Annotated in this window: 14 protein-coding genes and 2 pseudogenes; 4 read left to right on the top strand and 12 right to left on the bottom strand. The window is 72.6% G+C overall.

Annotation, left to right across the window (positions count from 1 at the left end):
• Together hemQ and ACWD02_RS18320 are read left to right on the top strand one after the other, a co-directional pair.
• Positions 1-720: a hydrogen peroxide-dependent heme synthase gene (gene hemQ, locus ACWD02_RS18315; protein WP_249587134.1), complete on the top strand. Its 720-nt coding sequence runs from the start codon at positions 1-3 to the stop codon at positions 718-720.
• Between the two features lie 13 nt (positions 721-733).
• Positions 734-865, top strand: a pseudogene (locus ACWD02_RS18320) (RNHCP domain-containing protein); the annotation flags it as partial.
• A gap of 7 nt (positions 866-872) precedes the next feature.
• Here the strand turns inward: ACWD02_RS18320 and ACWD02_RS18325 are convergent.
• From ACWD02_RS18325 to ACWD02_RS18370, 10 genes are all read right to left on the bottom strand, one after another.
• A complete protein-coding gene (locus tag ACWD02_RS18325; protein ID WP_451211341.1) occupies positions 873-2,492 on the bottom strand; it encodes an alpha/beta fold hydrolase in 1,620 nt (539 codons plus the stop codon).
• Positions 2,493-2,599: 107 nt separating this feature from the next.
• Complete coding sequence (locus ACWD02_RS18330; RefSeq protein WP_451211344.1) at positions 2,600-3,361, bottom strand: TIGR04222 domain-containing membrane protein; 762 nt, start codon at positions 3,359-3,361, stop codon at positions 2,600-2,602.
• Between the two features lie 39 nt (positions 3,362-3,400).
• Positions 3,401-4,261, bottom strand: a complete 861-nt coding sequence (locus tag ACWD02_RS18335) for a DUF4142 domain-containing protein (RefSeq protein ID WP_451211347.1) — start codon at positions 4,259-4,261, stop codon at positions 3,401-3,403.
• Positions 4,262-4,476: 215 nt separating this feature from the next.
• On the bottom strand, positions 4,477-5,436 hold the full coding sequence (locus tag ACWD02_RS18340; RefSeq protein ID WP_451211350.1) for a TIGR04222 domain-containing membrane protein: 960 nt from the start codon (positions 5,434-5,436) through the stop codon (positions 4,477-4,479).
• A gap of 13 nt (positions 5,437-5,449) precedes the next feature.
• Entirely contained in the window at positions 5,450-6,772 is a 1,323-nt protein-coding gene (locus ACWD02_RS18345) for a DUF692 domain-containing protein (RefSeq protein ID WP_451211353.1), read from the bottom strand.
• A 110-nt stretch (positions 6,773-6,882) separates the two neighbouring features.
• Entirely contained in the window at positions 6,883-7,650 is a 768-nt protein-coding gene (locus tag ACWD02_RS18350; RefSeq protein WP_451211356.1) for a DUF4142 domain-containing protein, read from the bottom strand.
• Positions 7,651-7,747: 97 nt separating this feature from the next.
• A complete protein-coding gene (locus ACWD02_RS18355; RefSeq protein ID WP_451211359.1) occupies positions 7,748-8,365 on the bottom strand; it encodes a TIGR03086 family metal-binding protein in 618 nt (205 codons plus the stop codon).
• The gene (locus ACWD02_RS18360) at positions 8,358-8,822 is read right to left on the bottom strand and encodes a hypothetical protein (protein WP_451211361.1); all 465 of its coding nucleotides are present in this window, start codon (positions 8,820-8,822) and stop codon (positions 8,358-8,360) included. Before ACWD02_RS18360 ends, ACWD02_RS18355 begins: the two co-directional genes overlap by 8 nt.
• Before the next feature lie 115 nt (positions 8,823-8,937).
• Positions 8,938-9,618 (bottom strand): TetR/AcrR family transcriptional regulator, encoded by a 681-nt coding sequence (locus tag ACWD02_RS18365; RefSeq protein WP_451211364.1) that lies wholly within the window; start codon positions 9,616-9,618, stop codon positions 8,938-8,940.
• A gap of 114 nt (positions 9,619-9,732) precedes the next feature.
• Positions 9,733-10,479, bottom strand: a complete 747-nt coding sequence (locus ACWD02_RS18370) for a peptidyl-tRNA hydrolase (protein ID WP_451211366.1) — start codon at positions 10,477-10,479, stop codon at positions 9,733-9,735.
• Between the two features lie 117 nt (positions 10,480-10,596).
• On the opposite strand from ACWD02_RS18370, the pseudogene ACWD02_RS18375 reads away from it, so the two are divergent.
• A pseudogene (locus tag ACWD02_RS18375) lies at positions 10,597-11,461 on the top strand (ABC transporter ATP-binding protein); the annotation flags it as partial.
• Positions 11,462-11,500: 39 nt separating this feature from the next.
• Here ACWD02_RS18375 and ACWD02_RS18380 read toward each other — a convergent pair.
• On the bottom strand, positions 11,501-11,686 hold the full coding sequence (locus ACWD02_RS18380; protein ID WP_451212044.1) for a hypothetical protein: 186 nt from the start codon (positions 11,684-11,686) through the stop codon (positions 11,501-11,503).
• A 10-nt stretch (positions 11,687-11,696) separates the two neighbouring features.
• The gene (locus ACWD02_RS18385; RefSeq protein ID WP_451211372.1) at positions 11,697-12,629 is read right to left on the bottom strand and encodes a polysaccharide deacetylase family protein; all 933 of its coding nucleotides are present in this window, start codon (positions 12,627-12,629) and stop codon (positions 11,697-11,699) included.
• Positions 12,630-13,138: 509 nt separating this feature from the next.
• Between ACWD02_RS18385 and ACWD02_RS18390 the strand changes: the two genes are divergently transcribed.
• The gene (locus ACWD02_RS18390; RefSeq protein ID WP_451211375.1) at positions 13,139-14,344 is read left to right on the top strand and encodes a Cmx/CmrA family chloramphenicol efflux MFS transporter; all 1,206 of its coding nucleotides are present in this window, start codon (positions 13,139-13,141) and stop codon (positions 14,342-14,344) included.
• The last annotated feature ends 62 nt before the right edge of the window (positions 14,345-14,406 follow it).

A 14,406-nucleotide genomic window follows, 5' to 3' on the forward strand; every position in this document is an offset into this window, starting at 1 on the left:
ATGAGTGACGACGCCCCCGCCAAGAGCCCGAACGCGGGCAAGAAGGCCAAGGACCTCAACGAGGTCATCCGCTACACGCTGTGGTCCGTCTTCAAGCTGAAGGACCTGCTCCCCGAGGACCGCGCCGGCTACGCCGACGAGGTCCAGGAGCTGTTCGACCAGCTCGCCGCCAAGGACATCACCGTCCGCGGCACGTACGACGTGTCGGGCCTGCGCGCCGACGCGGACGTCATGATCTGGTGGCACGCCGAGACCTCCGACGAGCTGCAGGAGGCCTACAACCTCTTCCGGCGGACCAAGCTGGGCCGCGCCCTGGAGCCGGTCTGGTCGAACATGGCGCTGCACCGCCCCGCCGAGTTCAACAAGTCGCACATCCCGGCCTTCCTGGCCGACGAGACGCCGCGCAATTACATCAGCGTCTACCCCTTCGTGCGCTCCTACGACTGGTACCTCCTGCCCGACGAGGACCGCCGCCGCATGCTCAAGGACCACGGCATGATGGCCCGCGGCTACCCCGACGTGCGCGCCAACACCGTCGCCTCGTTCTCCCTCGGCGACTACGAGTGGCTGCTCGCCTTCGAGGCGGACGAGCTGTACCGCATCGTCGACCTCATGCGGCACCTGCGCGCCTCCGAGGCACGCATGCACGTCCGCGAAGAGGTGCCGTTCTACACCGGCCGCCGCAAGTCGGTGGCGGACCTCGTGGCGGGCCTCGCCTAGTTGAATCGGTTGCCGCTGCACGCACTGCGGTGTCCTGCACGCCAACCGCACGGCGGGCGACGACAACGCCCTGCCGCTGACCCGGCTCGCGGTGCGCCCGCTGGCCCAGCCGCCGTTCCCGCTGGAGCGGCTCAGCGCCTTGTAGTCGTCATCTAGTGCTTCTCGGGGAGAGCCGCCGCCCGCTCGCCGGACAGCGGCTCGGGCTCCTTGTGGGGTGCGCACGCCGCGCGCTCCACGGGGAGCCTGCCCTCGAGGAGGTAGGCCTCCATGTGGCCGTTGACGCACTTGTTGGGTCCGGCACCGATGCCATGGGTGCCCGCGTCCCGCTCGGTCACCAGGACCGAACCGCCCAGCCTGCGATTCAGCTCCCGCGCGCCCTCGTACGGGGTCGCCGCGTCCCGCTCGGCGGCCAGGATCAGCGTCGGGGGCAGCTCCCCCGCCTCGGTGCGGACGTCCAGGGGCTGCCGGCGGGTCTCGGGCCAGTAGGCGCACGGCAGGTTCATCCAGGCGTTGTCCCAGGTCTCGAAGGGGGCGACGCGCGCGAGCATCGAGTTGTCGCGGTTCCAGGTCTTGAAGTCCGTCGGCCAGGGCGCGTCGTTGCACTCGACCGCGGTGTAGACCGCGTTGCCGTTCTCCTGCTCCTTGGCCGCCTTCGGCTCGGGCGCCGCCTGTTCGATCAGCGGCTTCGGGTCGCCCTTCACGTACGCCGAGAGCGCCGAGGCGCGGGCCGGCCAGTAGTCGTCGTAGTACCCGGCCTGGAGGAAGGCCGACTGCAGCTGGCCGGGGCCGACCTTGCCGCCCGCGGGCTTGGCCGCCAGCTTGTCGCGCACCGTCTCGTAGCTGCGCAGCACCGCTTCGGGCGTCTTGCCCAGGTGGTACGTCTTGTCGTGCTTGGCCACCCAGGCGCGGAAGTCGGCCCAGCGCCGCTCGAAGGCCGCGGACTGGTCGAGGTTGTTGCGGTACCAGATCTGCGCCGGGTCGGGGTTGACCGCCGAGTCGAAGACCATGCGGCGCACGTGCGAGGGGAAGAGCGAGGCGTACACCGCGCCGAAGTAGGTGCCGTACGAGGCGCCCATGAAGGTCAGCTTCTTCTCGCCGAGCGCCGCCCGCAGCACGTCCAGGTCACGGGCGTTGTTCAGACTCGTGTAGTGCCGCACCGCCTTGCCGGAACGCTTGACGCAGCCCTCCGCGTACGCCTTGGCCTGCTTGACGCGCTCCAGTTTGTACGCGGTGTCGGGGTGGGTCGGTGACTGCGTCGGGGCCTTGGCGAACTCCTTGGGGTCCTGGCAGGAGATCGGCGCCGAGCGGCCGACACCCCGCGGGGCGTAGCCCACCAGGTCGTACGCCGCCGCGATGCGCTTCCACTCGGGGAGCATGCCGACCATCGGGAAGTACATGCCGGAGCCGCCGGGGCCGCCCGGGTTGAACACGAGGGCGCCCTGCCGCTTCACGGACTTGCCGCGCCGCGGTTCGGCCCGCTCCGTGGCCTTGATGCGGCTGACGGTCAGTCTGATCTGCCTGCCGCTCGGGTCCGCGTAGTCCAGCGGCACGGAGACCGTGGCGCACTTGACCGAGGGGGGCAGGCCCTCGGCCTTCGGGCAGGCGGCGAAGCGCAAACCCGCCGCCTGCGCGCGCTGGGCCGCGATATGGGTGCCCTGCGTTTCCGGGTACGGGGTGGTGTCGGCCGCGGACGCGCTTCCCGTGGGGGCGGCGACGAGTGCGGTCAGGACCAAGGATCCGGCGGTTCCGTAGAGGGCGGCTGCTGCTCTCATCGCTCTTCATCCCTTCATTCGGCCGTGCGTTGCTCGAACAAAAGGGATGATTCGTTTGGTATTGGGCGAAGTAAAGCACCGCCCCGCCGGTGTCGGGCGTGTCGGGCTCAATGACTCCGATGCGCCGTGTCCCGGTGCGCGAAGGCCGCACGGAGTTCCGGGTCGGCGAGGGCGCGGGTGCCGCGTACGGCGACGGTGGTGAGGTCGGAGCCGCCGCGGGCGGGCAGTGCGCTGAGCAGGAGCTGGCCCGCGGGCGAGGCCCAGCGCGGGTAGGGGTGGATCTCGAAGCGGGCGATGGCGAGGCAGCTCGCGTTCAGGACGAGGGCCGCCGCGAACCAGAGCGCGACGGGCACCTCTCCTTGCGGGTCCTGGGCCGGCATCAGCAGCGCGACGGTGCCGAGGGCGAGCACCGCGGCCGCGGCCGCCCGCACCTGCCTGACCGCTCCCGCGACCCCCGACCAGGTGCCTTCCGGCAGGGCGAGTCCCGCCGCGACGAGACGGTCGGCGAGGGCGCGCATCGCGTCGGTGCCGGCCGCCGCACGGCGCACCGGCGCTATCGGTGACTGCCCGCCCGGCCCTATCGCGCCGAGCACGGACCGCTCCATGTCGTCGCCGCCCACCGGGTCGACGACCGTCGCCCAGCCGGTGTGCGCGAGCAGCAGACGCCGGGCGCGGGCCATCGACACCAGGGTGAGGTCGGTGACACGGGCGGGGCCGCCGGAGAGGAACGCGGCTTCGTAGAGCGTCAGTTCATGGCCTTGCCCCGGTGTCGCGTCGTGCCGGGCGGCGCGGTACGCCGTGAGACAGAGCCGGGCGCAGGACAAGCCCGTCGCGACCCAGGCCACGAGAAGGAGCGGAAGCCAGAACATGCCGGTGTTCTATGCGAGGGGGCGGGGCAGTGCCATGGGTTATTCAGCATGCGGACGCGGGGTCGCGGGTACATAACGTTCCGCTTTGCTGCGGGGCTTCTCCTTGCCGCTGTCACGCCCCTTGTCCTTCTTGGGTCCCTTGTCCTGCGTGGGGCCCTCCTCCTTCGGCTTGGGGCGGGAGGCGGGTGGAGGCAGCGAGAACGTGGGGGAGGGGGAGACCGGGGTCGCCGGAGCCGGGGACTCGGTCGGTCCTGGCGGGGCGGGGGAGCGGGTCACCGGGACGGGGCCCGCCGACGCCGCGTCCCGCGCCAGATCGTCGAAGTCGACCAGGCCCGTGCCTTCGAGGACCGTGATGTGGTCGAGGACCGTCGTGTTCGCGTCGTCCGCGAGGGCGCGCACCAGCGAGTTGCGGGTGGTCGCGCGGACCTCGGCGACCACCGAGAAGACCTTGCCGTGGGCGGCGCGCAGGATGTTGGCGAACTTCTCGTCGTACGCGCCGCCGTGCGCGTCGCTCATCTCGTCGAGCCAGCCCCGCTGCTGCGAGGTCGGCTGGTTGGGCAGTTCCATGTTGAGCCGCGTCGCCACCTCGCGTACGCGCGCGTCCAGGAACGTATGGCCCTCGACCAGGTGCTCGCCCGCCGTCTGTACGGCCTTGGTGGTGCCGCGCGCCTCGGCCTGCTGTCCTGCGGGCAGCTCCCAGAGGCCCGCGAGCCGCACCTTGGTGATGAAGTCCCGGTCGAGCGCGGAGAGCGGGCCGAACTCCGTCGACACGGTCTCCGCGTCGAGGAGGTCCTGGCCGGTGCCCGACCTGTCCTCGTACGACCAGACGGGAAAGAGCAGCGCGGCCAGCGTCGCGACGAGCCCCGCGACGATGAGGCCGGTGCCGTTGATGGATCGCATGACGCCTCCTGTTGCGGCACCGCACGTTAGTGCGCCACAGAGAGGCACCTGCGCCATACGGAGCGGAGTACGTCAACTGCCGTACGGGTAAGGGGCATCGGATGCGGGGCGGGTGCTGCGGACGCGGCGGAGGGCGGCGAACCGCCCTTGTCGCCGCCTTCGCGCCACGGCGCGGGGTCCGGGTCCTGCCCGGCGCCCGCGCGCCGGGCAGCCGCCTAGGAGCTGCCCCCTCCGCCGCCCCCGCAGCCGCCGCCCCCTCCACCGCCGCCGCACGACGAGGAGCCGCCCCCGCAGCCGGAGCTGCCGCAGCTCGCGCCGCCGCACGCCGAGCTGCTTCCCGTGCCCCCGCACCACGCGATGGTGCCCGAGCCGGAGCTTGCGTACGACGAGGATGTCGCCGCCGTACGACCCGGCCGGACGCGGTGCGCGGCCTGGAGCTGGGCGCGCAGATCGGGGTCGAGGACGCCGACCAGGCCTTCCACGGCCACGCGGTATGCCGCGCCCGGCGAGAGCGCGCCCGCGGCGCGGTACTCCGCCAGAGCGGTCCGGCCCGTGGCGGTCACCCGTGTGCGGGTGGCGCGGCCGCCGAGCAGGCCGACCAGGGCGCCGAGCACCCAGGCCACGATCAGCAGGATCGTCGCCGTGCTCACGGGATCCCAGGAAGGGCCGTCGCCGTCCTCGACGGCGATGACGCCGATGACGAGGAAGAACCCGATGAAGATCAGGGCGTTGTGCCGGATCTTGCGGCGCCGCAGGCGGACAAGGGCCTCGGGGCGCACCATGAGCCCGCGCCGGGCCAGCGTGTCGCCGATCGCCTGCACGGCGGGGCTGCGCATCACGCCGATGCGCAGCCAGTGCAGGGCGCCGCTCGGCGCGGCCTCGTGCGCCTGGAGCACCGCGCCTTCCACCGGGTTGCGGACCTCGGCCGAGCGGAGCGCGACGACACCGGGGAACGCGACCACCAGGCGTCCGTCCTCGTGCATGGCCGCGATCGCGGCGTCGGCGACCCGGCCGGGGCCACCGCCGAGGAAGGCGGCTTCCATTGGGTCGAACACCGCGCCGTGCCGGGCGTCGGACTGCGGCGGCGCGGCCTGTCGTATGCGCGAGACGCCGACGAGGAGAGCGGCCGACGAGGCCGCGACCAGTAAGGCGAAACAGATGGACAGGATCTCCACGGCTGCCGCCCCCCTAGCCCCGGCGCAGCGCGAACCGCGCCGCCCGCAGCCACCGGGTGACCGGCCGCGCGTCCAGCGGCGCAGGCCCTGACCGGTCGAGCCACCACCGGGTCAGCCTGCCCCGCGCCTCCGCGTCCTCGGGCAGCCCGGCGAGCAGCAGCCGCTCGGCGAAGTCCAGCGCGTCACGTCGGTAGCCGCCGGACATCGGCCGCGACTGCGCGTAAGCGAAGAACTCCGCGCGATAGCGCTCGCCGAGGATCTCCGGCAGCTCGGGCGCCACCTTGGCCACGACGTCCGCCCGCTTGCCGGTCAACGCCCGGCTCTGCACGGTCAGCCGGGCCCGGTCGAAGCCCTCGGGCGCGGGTGTCCTGGCCACCAGGGCGGAGAGGAGCGCGGTCTGCGCGAGGGCGAGCCGCTGCCGGGCGGCGGCGGGGGCGGCGGCGGACGCCGTCTCCGCGCCGGGCTCACCCGCGTCCCGCGCCGTACCGGAAGCGCACTCACCGGATGCGGGCGCCTTCGTCCGCACCCTCTCCCGTATCGCCTCCAGCTCCCGCTCCAGCTCGCGCGGCGCCGGAAAGTTCTCGTCCCGTTCCAGCAGGACACCCGGAGGGCTCACGCGAGCCGCCAGATCCGACAGGATCGCCAGGACCGGCTCGGGCACCGGATGGGCGTGACTGTCGTGCCAGACACCGTCCCGCTCGAAGCCGCCCGCGACATGGACGTACGCGATGGCCTCGACCGGGAGCTCGTCCAGGGCCTTCGACGGGTCCTCGCCGCGGTTGACGTGATTCGTGTGGAGGTTGGCGACGTCGATGAGGAGACGTACGCCGGTGCGCTCGACGAGCTCGTACAGGAACTGCCCCTCCGTCATCTCCTCGCCCGGCCAGGAGATCAGCGCCGCGATGTTCTCCACGGCGAGCGGCACCGGCAGCGCGTCCTGCGCGATGCGCACGTTCTCGCACAGCACGTCCAGGGCGTCGCGGGTGCGCGGCACCGGCAGCAGATGGCCCGCCTCCAGCGGCTGCGAGGCCGTCAGCGGGCCCCCGGCGCGCACGAACGCGATGTGCTCGGTGACCAGCGGCGAGCCGAGCGCCTGCGCGCGCTCGGCGAGCGCGGCGAGGCGCGTCTCGTCGGGGCGGTCGGCGCCGCCGAGGCCGAGCGAGACGCCGTGCGGCACGACCGTGACCCCGCGTTCCCGCAGCCGCAGGAGGGAGTCGGGGAGGTGCCCGGGGCACAGGTTCTCCGCGACGGCCTCGACCCAGTCGATGCCGGGCATCCGTTCCACGGCGTCCGCGATCTCCGGACGCCATCCGATTCCGGTCCCCAGATGTTTCATGATCCCCCTCCTCCGCCAAGACCCCGCGTCGCGCCACGTGTCTTGTGAACGTGTGCAGGAGTCATGGCCCCGGCCGGGACGGCCGAACCCCTGAGGAGGGACGTTCAGAGCTACATTTGAGGTTCCGGCCGGTCCGTGTTGACCTCGCCGGGCGGCGCCGGAGAGGGCCGCGAGGTCGTGGACACGTCGCCGGTCGGGCCGGCCGGCGGGGGCTCCGGGGGAGCGACGCCGGAGGGCGGGGGAGGACCGCTGGGGCTGGCCGTGGCGGTGGCCGCGCCGCCGTTCGCGATGTCGTCGAAGTCCACGAGGCCGGTGGCCTCCAGCATCGTGATGTGGTCGAGGACCGTCTGGTTGGAGTCGCTGGCGAGCTGGCGTATCAGCGTGTTGCGGGTGCTGTCCCGCACCTGCGCGATCACGCTGAACACCTTGCCGTGCGCGACCCGCAGCAGATTCGCGAACTTCCGCTGATACTCCATGCCCTCGGCCTCGGTCAACTCCTGCAGCCAGCCCTGCTGTTGGGCGGTGGGCTGGTTCGGCAGCTCCACGCCGAGCTGCGCGGCGACCGCACGGGCCCGCTTGTCGAGGTCCGTGTGGCCGACGATCAGATGGTCACCGGCCTCCTTGATCGCCTCGGTCGGTGCCCGCTCGACGGCCTGCTGGCCCGCGGGCAGTTCCCACAGGCCGGCCAGCCGTACCTTCACCAGCAGATCGCGGTCGGCCGCCGAGAGCGGACCCCACTGGGTGGCCACGGAACCGGCGGCCAGATTGGCGGGCCCCGTGCCCGAACGGTCCGCGTAGGACCACATGGGGAACGCGAGCGCGCCCAGTGTGACCACGAGTGCCGCGATGATCAGAGCCGTGCCGTTGATGCGCCGCAATGTGCCGTGCCTTCCTGCCCGTCGACCTGCCCGTCAACCTGCCGTGAGGCAAGCTACTTCCTGGTACCAGGGGATACGGAAGATGCGTGCGTGATGTTCAACGCTTTGCCCGGCCGTTGTGTGACGTGGGCGACCTCCCCAGGAGCGCCAGCATCTCCTCCAGCGGCGAGGCGTCCTCCGGTGTGGGCAGGGCCGGCGCGAACGCGGCGCCTGGCCCCCGGAGTTCGGGATCCTTCGGCACCCGGCGGCCGATGTCGAGCGCGGCATCCACGACCGGCCCGGGGAGGTCGAGGCCGACCCCGAGGGTCGTCGCCACGTCCCAGGAGTGCACCACGTAGTCCAGGAGATGGAAGCCGACGGCGATCCGCCCCGTGAACGTCCCGCCGATCTCGGGAAGCGTGAACCCCCTTTCCATGAGGCCCTCTTCGGCGAACGCGGCCAGCACATGGCGCACCGACTCGTCGTAGACCTTGAACGGGTCGCGTCCGAGGTCCGGCGCGATCCAGTACGTACGATCGGCGCCCGATCCGCGAGCCGCCGCCGCGAACCCGTGGTGCTGAGCGGTCATGTGGGCCACCAGGTCGCGCAGCGTCCAGCCGGCGCAGGGGGAGGGAAGCTCCCAGTCGGGGTCACGGACCGCACGCAGGACGCGGAGGGATTCCTGGAGGGCGGCGCGGTCGAGTGCGATGAGGTCCGTCATGCGGGTGTCACTCACTTTCCGTGGCGTGAACGGCGCCGGGTGGCGGGGGAGTTGAGCCGATGGGGTCCGGGCCGGTGAGCAAGGAGTGCGCGGTGGCCCAGGCGCCGTCGGGATCGAATCGGCCGACCGCCCAGGCGGTGGCGCGCATCTCGCCCCGGTCCCGGTGCGCGCGGACGATCCGTACGTGGTCGGGGCGTCCGACGAACGCGTACAGCGACCGCTCGTCGGTCCAGACCGAGACGGAACCCGAGCGCTTGCGCCACGGGTCGGCCCAGAGCCACATGCCGACGGCGCCGGGCGTACGAGGCCAGCTCCGGCGCAGCCGCAGCCCCGCCAGGGCGATCGGGAGGGTCTGGGAGTGACGGCGGGCGGTGAACTCCGTGACGCTCACCAGGGCCGGGCCCGGCGTGAGTGCCTCCGGGCCGGGTTGCCAGGGCGAACGGGAGATTGATCGCGGGATCAGTGAAGGCATGCGAGGAGCGTAAATCTAAACGAACGGTCGTGCTACTTGTTTCGCGAAGTCGGCTGGTTCGGGATGAGCCCGGCCGGTCGGCGGGAAAGTCCCGCCAGGAGCCGGGCTCGGCACCTCAGGGGAGTGGGGGCACTCGCGAGGGGTCCGTCGCCGCCGCGCGCAGTCGTGCCGTGATGGCGACGCCCGCCCTGCGGTAGGCCTCCGGCTCGCCGTGCAGCACCGAGTGCGCGTTCGCCGTCTCCATCGGGGCGATGAGCTCGAAGGCGAGCTGGGAAGCATCCGCGTCCGGGAGCAGTTCGCCGGTGTCGCGCGCCTCGGTGACGCAGCGCTCCACCCGGCCGGTCCAGTCACGGTTGGCGCGGACCAGCGCGTCGTGCACGGCGCCCTCGCGGGCGCCGAACTCGGCGATCACCCCGTAGAAGAAGCAGCCACCGGGAAAGACCCGCCGCTCCGAGTAATCGAGCCAGCACGCGCACAGCTGCCGCAGCCGGTCGAGGCCGGGCGGCGACTGCCCGGCCGGTTCCACCACGGCGTCCAGGAAGATGCGGCCCGCCGCGCGTACGGTCGCGAGCTGCAGTTCCTCCTTGGAGCCGAAGAGCGCGAAGACCCCGCTCTTGCTGAGCTTCAGCTCGGTGGCGAGACGGCCGACGGAGAGCGCGTCCAGGCCCTCGACCGAGGCGATGTCGACCGTGCGGCGCAGGACGAGACGCCGGGTCTGGTTGCCGCGCTCGACGCGCCCGTCAAGCTTGGCACCGGCCGCACCGGCGCTCACGCTCACACGGGACTCGCTCGCCATGTGGATCTCCTCAACGCCGTGCCTCGGTGGGCTTCTTCCCGGGTACATCCTCTCGCGTGGCGCCGGGCCGGCCGTCGGTTCCGCCGGTCGTCGGCTTCGCGGCGCGGGGTGGGCTCAGCGCAAGGCGGGGTGGTCGGCGACCACGGTGCAGGAGCCGGGGGCGATCTCCGTGAAGCCCGCGTCCCGTACCACCGGCAGGCCGCTCGCCACGAGCTCGCTCCAACGTGCGGCGTCCGGGGTGCGGACGGAGAGCGGGTAACCGGCGTCGCGCCAGGCCCGGCGCTCCTCGTCCGACAGCTCCCACCAGGCGAGTTGGGCGCCGTGCCCCGCCTGTGCCATCGCCTTGCCCGCCGACATGTCGACATCGGGGCTCATCCACAGGACCGGTGCCGTCGCGTCCGCGGGCGGCACCGCCTCCGGGTCGTCCAGGTCCGTGCCCGAGACCTGGAGCCGGGCCAGGTCCTTGGGCCAGCCGTCCAACGGCACCGGGGGAAAGACGCGGACCTGCGCCGACTTCCCCGTGACCGTGATGCCGGGCAGCGCCTCGGCCCGCCGCCACTCGGCGCCGCGGGCCCGCCGGACCACCTTGCGGATCCTGGCGTCCTGCCAGTCACGCATGGCCTGCGCCCACTCGCCGTCGCCGAGGGACCGCTCGTCGCCGAGCATGACGAGCACCGCGCGGGCCGCGGTCTCCAGGGCGTCCGTACGATGCGGAGGCTCGGCGCGCTCGATGCGGGCCACCAGCGGCAGTACGTACTGCGGTGCCTCGTCGCGTGTCGTCTTCTCCACCCGGAAGGGGCTGTCCTGGGGGTCTGGGATGTCCTGCGGCTGGGAGATCCCGGCGGTCTGGTCGCTGCTCACGCGTCCAGTCTGCCAGGCGGAAGATCGGACCCGCCGGGGGCTTCGCCTCGCCCACGGTTCCTGCTCCCGCCTCCCGCTCTTGCCCCGTGGCGGTGGCCCCTGCGCGAGGATGACCGCATGGACAGTGATCTCGCAGGGGCCGTGCTGCGGCTCGACGGGGTGGGGCGGCGCTACGCCATGGGTGGGCCGTGGGTGCTGAGAAACGTCGGACTGGGCGTCGGCGCGGGCACGCTGGTGCGGGTCGATGGGGCGAACGGCACCGGCAAGTCCACTCTGCTGCGGTTGTTCGCCGGGATCGACGCCCCGACGGAGGGCCGCGTCGCCGGACGGCCGCGCACGGCGTACGTTCCCGAACGCTTCCCCGTGGCGCTGCCGTTCACGGCCGCCGGGTATCTCACGCACCTGGGTCGCATCCACGGCCTGGCGAGGGGAGCGGGCGCGCGGGGCGCTGAGGAGTGGCTCGAGCGCTTCGGGGCCGGGAGCTACGCCCGTACGCCCCTGTCCGAACTGTCCAAGGGCAGCAGTCAGAAGGTCGCCGTGGCCCAGGCGCTCCTCGCGGGGCCGGAGTTGCTCGTCCTCGACGAGGCCTGGACGGGTCTGGACACGGCGGCCCGCGACGAACTCGACCGGGCCGTCGCCGAGCGGGTCGCCGAGGGCGGCGCCGTGGTGTTCGTGGACCACGACCCGCGCCGGCTCTCGGGGACGGTCGACGTGACGTACGCGGTGATCGGTACGTCGGTGAACGCCCGTACTTTTGAGGGCACTTCACCTGAAGAAGGCGCCGAGGGGACGGGAACCCCCCGTGACCGTGATCGAGGCGCAGGGCCCGCCGGGCGCCGCACCGCCCTCCCTGCCGGGCACCGTCACCGGGCACTCCCGAGATGGGGCACTGCGACTGACGGTGCCCTCCACCCAATCGGACATCGCCCTGCGCGCCCTGCTGTCGGCGCGCCCGCCGTGGGAGCGGCCTGCGGGCTGGCCTCGCGCCGGGGTTGAGTACGTCCGGATGTCAGAGAGGGGCTCAGCCCGAGCAGGCCGTGCGCTGTGCCTCGTGCCACTCGCACACGGGGCACAGCGTCACGCCCTTGTGCGTCTCCGGATACTCGGTGGGCTCACGGCAGAGCACACACTCGGCGAACGGGCCCGTGGCGGGACCGGCAGCATCGGCGGATTCGCTGGTGGCGGGGGGGCCGGCGGTCTCGTCCATGCCCGCAAGGCTAGGGCTTGAGGCCCTCAGGACCCTGGCCGCGTGCGCCCGCCGCCCTGATCTGCTCCGACACCTTCACGAACCGGAAACCGCGCTCGCGCAGCTTCGGGACGATCGTCCGCAGGGCACGTTCCGTCGTGGGCGCCGCGCTGCGCGTGCAGTGCATGACGACCACCGAGCCGGGACGCACCCCGTCGAGCACCTGCCGGGCCACGGCGTCGGCGTCCGTCGCGAAGGCGTCGCCGCTCACCACGTCCCACTGCACGGCCGTGACACCGCCGGGGGCGATCGCGCGCAGCGCCCGCTTGTCGTAGCAGCCGCCGGGGAAGCGGAAGTACGGCACCTGATGCTCGACGCCCGCCTTGCGGAAGGCGGCGAAGGCGCGCTCGACGTCGTCGTGCATACGGGAGGCGGGCACGGTCGGCAGCCCGTAGCAGCGTTCGGTGAAGGCGTAGTGGCTGTACGAGTGGTTGGCGACCTCGAAGAGCGGATCCCGGCCGATGTCCTTGGCCTGCGCCGGGTACTCCTCGGCCCAGCGCCCCGTCATGAAGAACGTCGCGGGCACCTTCAGGCGCCGCAGCGTCGACACCAGTGCCGGATTGTCGAACCGCTCGCCCGCAGCGGCACGTGACCCCTGGTCGGCAGTCATGTCGGCGTCGAAGGTCAGAGCGACGGCGGGGGAGGCGGACGCCGGGGTGCGGGGGGCGTTCTTGAAGACGGGGGTGAGGCCGGCGGGACCGGGGGCGAGGGTCGCGGGGCGGGGCGACGCGTCCGCCTTGGGGTGCTCGGTCCGGTCGCGGCTGCCGGGCGCGGGGTCGGCGCCGCAGGCTACGAGCGTGGTGAGGGCGAGGGCGCTCAGGACGCAGCCGGCGGTGAGCCGCGGAGCCCTCCGTCTCCTTGGGGCCGGTCTTGGCGCGGTCAGTGTGCGTGTCGGGGCGTTCATCCGGCGAACGTATCGACATAAAAAGGATGAAATGGTTAGGTGCGCTTCATGCCGCCCCACGCCACCCCGGACGGCCGAACCGCGGACCCCGCCTCCCGTGTGCGGGCGTGACGGCAGCCTGCAGGAAGAGCGCGGAACGCCGGTCCGCGGAGAGCAACGTGAACAGCGAGAGCGGCGCCCCCCCCGGCCCCGGCCTCTCCGGAACGGCGCCCCTCCGATCAGCCCTCTGATCGGCCCTCCGGACAGCCCTCCGAAGTCACGCGCCGTCCGCCGCCGTCTGGCGCAGCCCTTCCGTGAACCGCTGCCGTAGCAGCTCGTACTCCGCCTGGCGGCGCGGCAAGCGGCCCGGCGGGCGTTCCGCGGAGCGGGGTGCCGGGCTCGCATCGCGCTGACCCGAACCCCCCGCCCGCACCCATTTTGAAGCGATCGATTCAGAATGTGCTAGCGTCCCGATCGTTGATTTTGGAGCGAGTGCTCCAAAATGTGGATCGCGATCAGGAGGAGCAGCAATGCCGCCTGCGGTATACGTGGTTGGGTTCGGCATCTTCACCCAGGGGACCTCCGAGTTCATGCTGTCGGGCCTCCTGCCGGGCATGGCCGCCGACCTCGGGGTGTCGATTCCGGACGCGGGGCTGCTGATCTCCGCCTTCGCGATCGGCATGGTCGTCGGCGCACCGCTGCTCGCGGTGGCCACCCTGAGCTGGCCCCGACGGACCGCACTGGTCTCCCTCCAGGCGGCCTTCGTCGTCGCCCACGTGATCGGCGCGCTCGCGCCCGGCTACGAGGTCCTCTTCGTCACGCGCGTGGTCAGCGCTCTCGCGTACGCGGGGTACTGGGGCGTGGCCGTGGCCACCGCGGTCGCCCTCGTGCCGCCCGCCGCCAAGGGCAAGGCGGTCGCCGTGGTGGCGGGCGGCCTGACGCTGGCCACGGTCGTCGGCGTGCCGGCCGGCACCCTGCTGAGCCAGTACTCCAGCTGGCGTGCCGCGTTCTGGGCGGTGGCCGCCGCCACCCTGGTGAGCCTCGTCTGCACGCTGCTCGTCGTCCCCGGCGGCCGGTCCGAGGCCGGGCGTACGTCGGCGAGGGAGGAACTGCGCGGCATGGCGCGGCCCCAGCTCTGGCTCTCGTACGCCGTCACGGCCTTCGCTTTCGGCGCGGTCATCGTCACCTTCAGCTATCTCGCCCCGCTGCTGACCGAAGTGAGCGGAGTGCCCGAGGGGTGGGTGCCGGCGGTTCTCGCCCTGTTCGGTGTCGGCGGGATGGTGGGCCTCGTCATCGGCGGACGCACGGCCGAAGCCCGTCCCCTGCGGACCCTCGGCCTGGGGCTCGGGGCGCTCGCGGTCTTCTCCGCGCTGCTCGCGCTGACGGCCGGTTCCGTGGTCGTCGTGATCGTGCTTGTCTTCCTCCTGGGCCTTACCGGGTACGTCACCAACCCCGCCCTGCAGTCACGGGTGTTCACCCTCGCCCCGGCCGCCCCGACGCTGGTCGGCGCCACCAACACGGCCGCGTTCAACGTCGGCAACACCCTGGCCCCGCTCCTCGGCGGCCTGACCATCGACGCCGGGTTCGGTTACGCCTCCGTGGCCTGGGTCGGCACCGCGCTCGCCACTGCCGGGACGGTGGCGGTGCTCTGGGCCCGGCGGCTCCAGCGGGCGGAGCGGCGGGACGGCGCGGCGCCGACCCTTGAACGCACGCGCGCCCGTATGACGCAGGCCTGATGAGGGAGGCCAGTCGGCATTTCGTCGAGGATCGCCGCGCTGTTTTGTACGTGTGTTCCAAA

The organism is Streptomyces sp. NPDC002853, assembly GCF_053591915.1.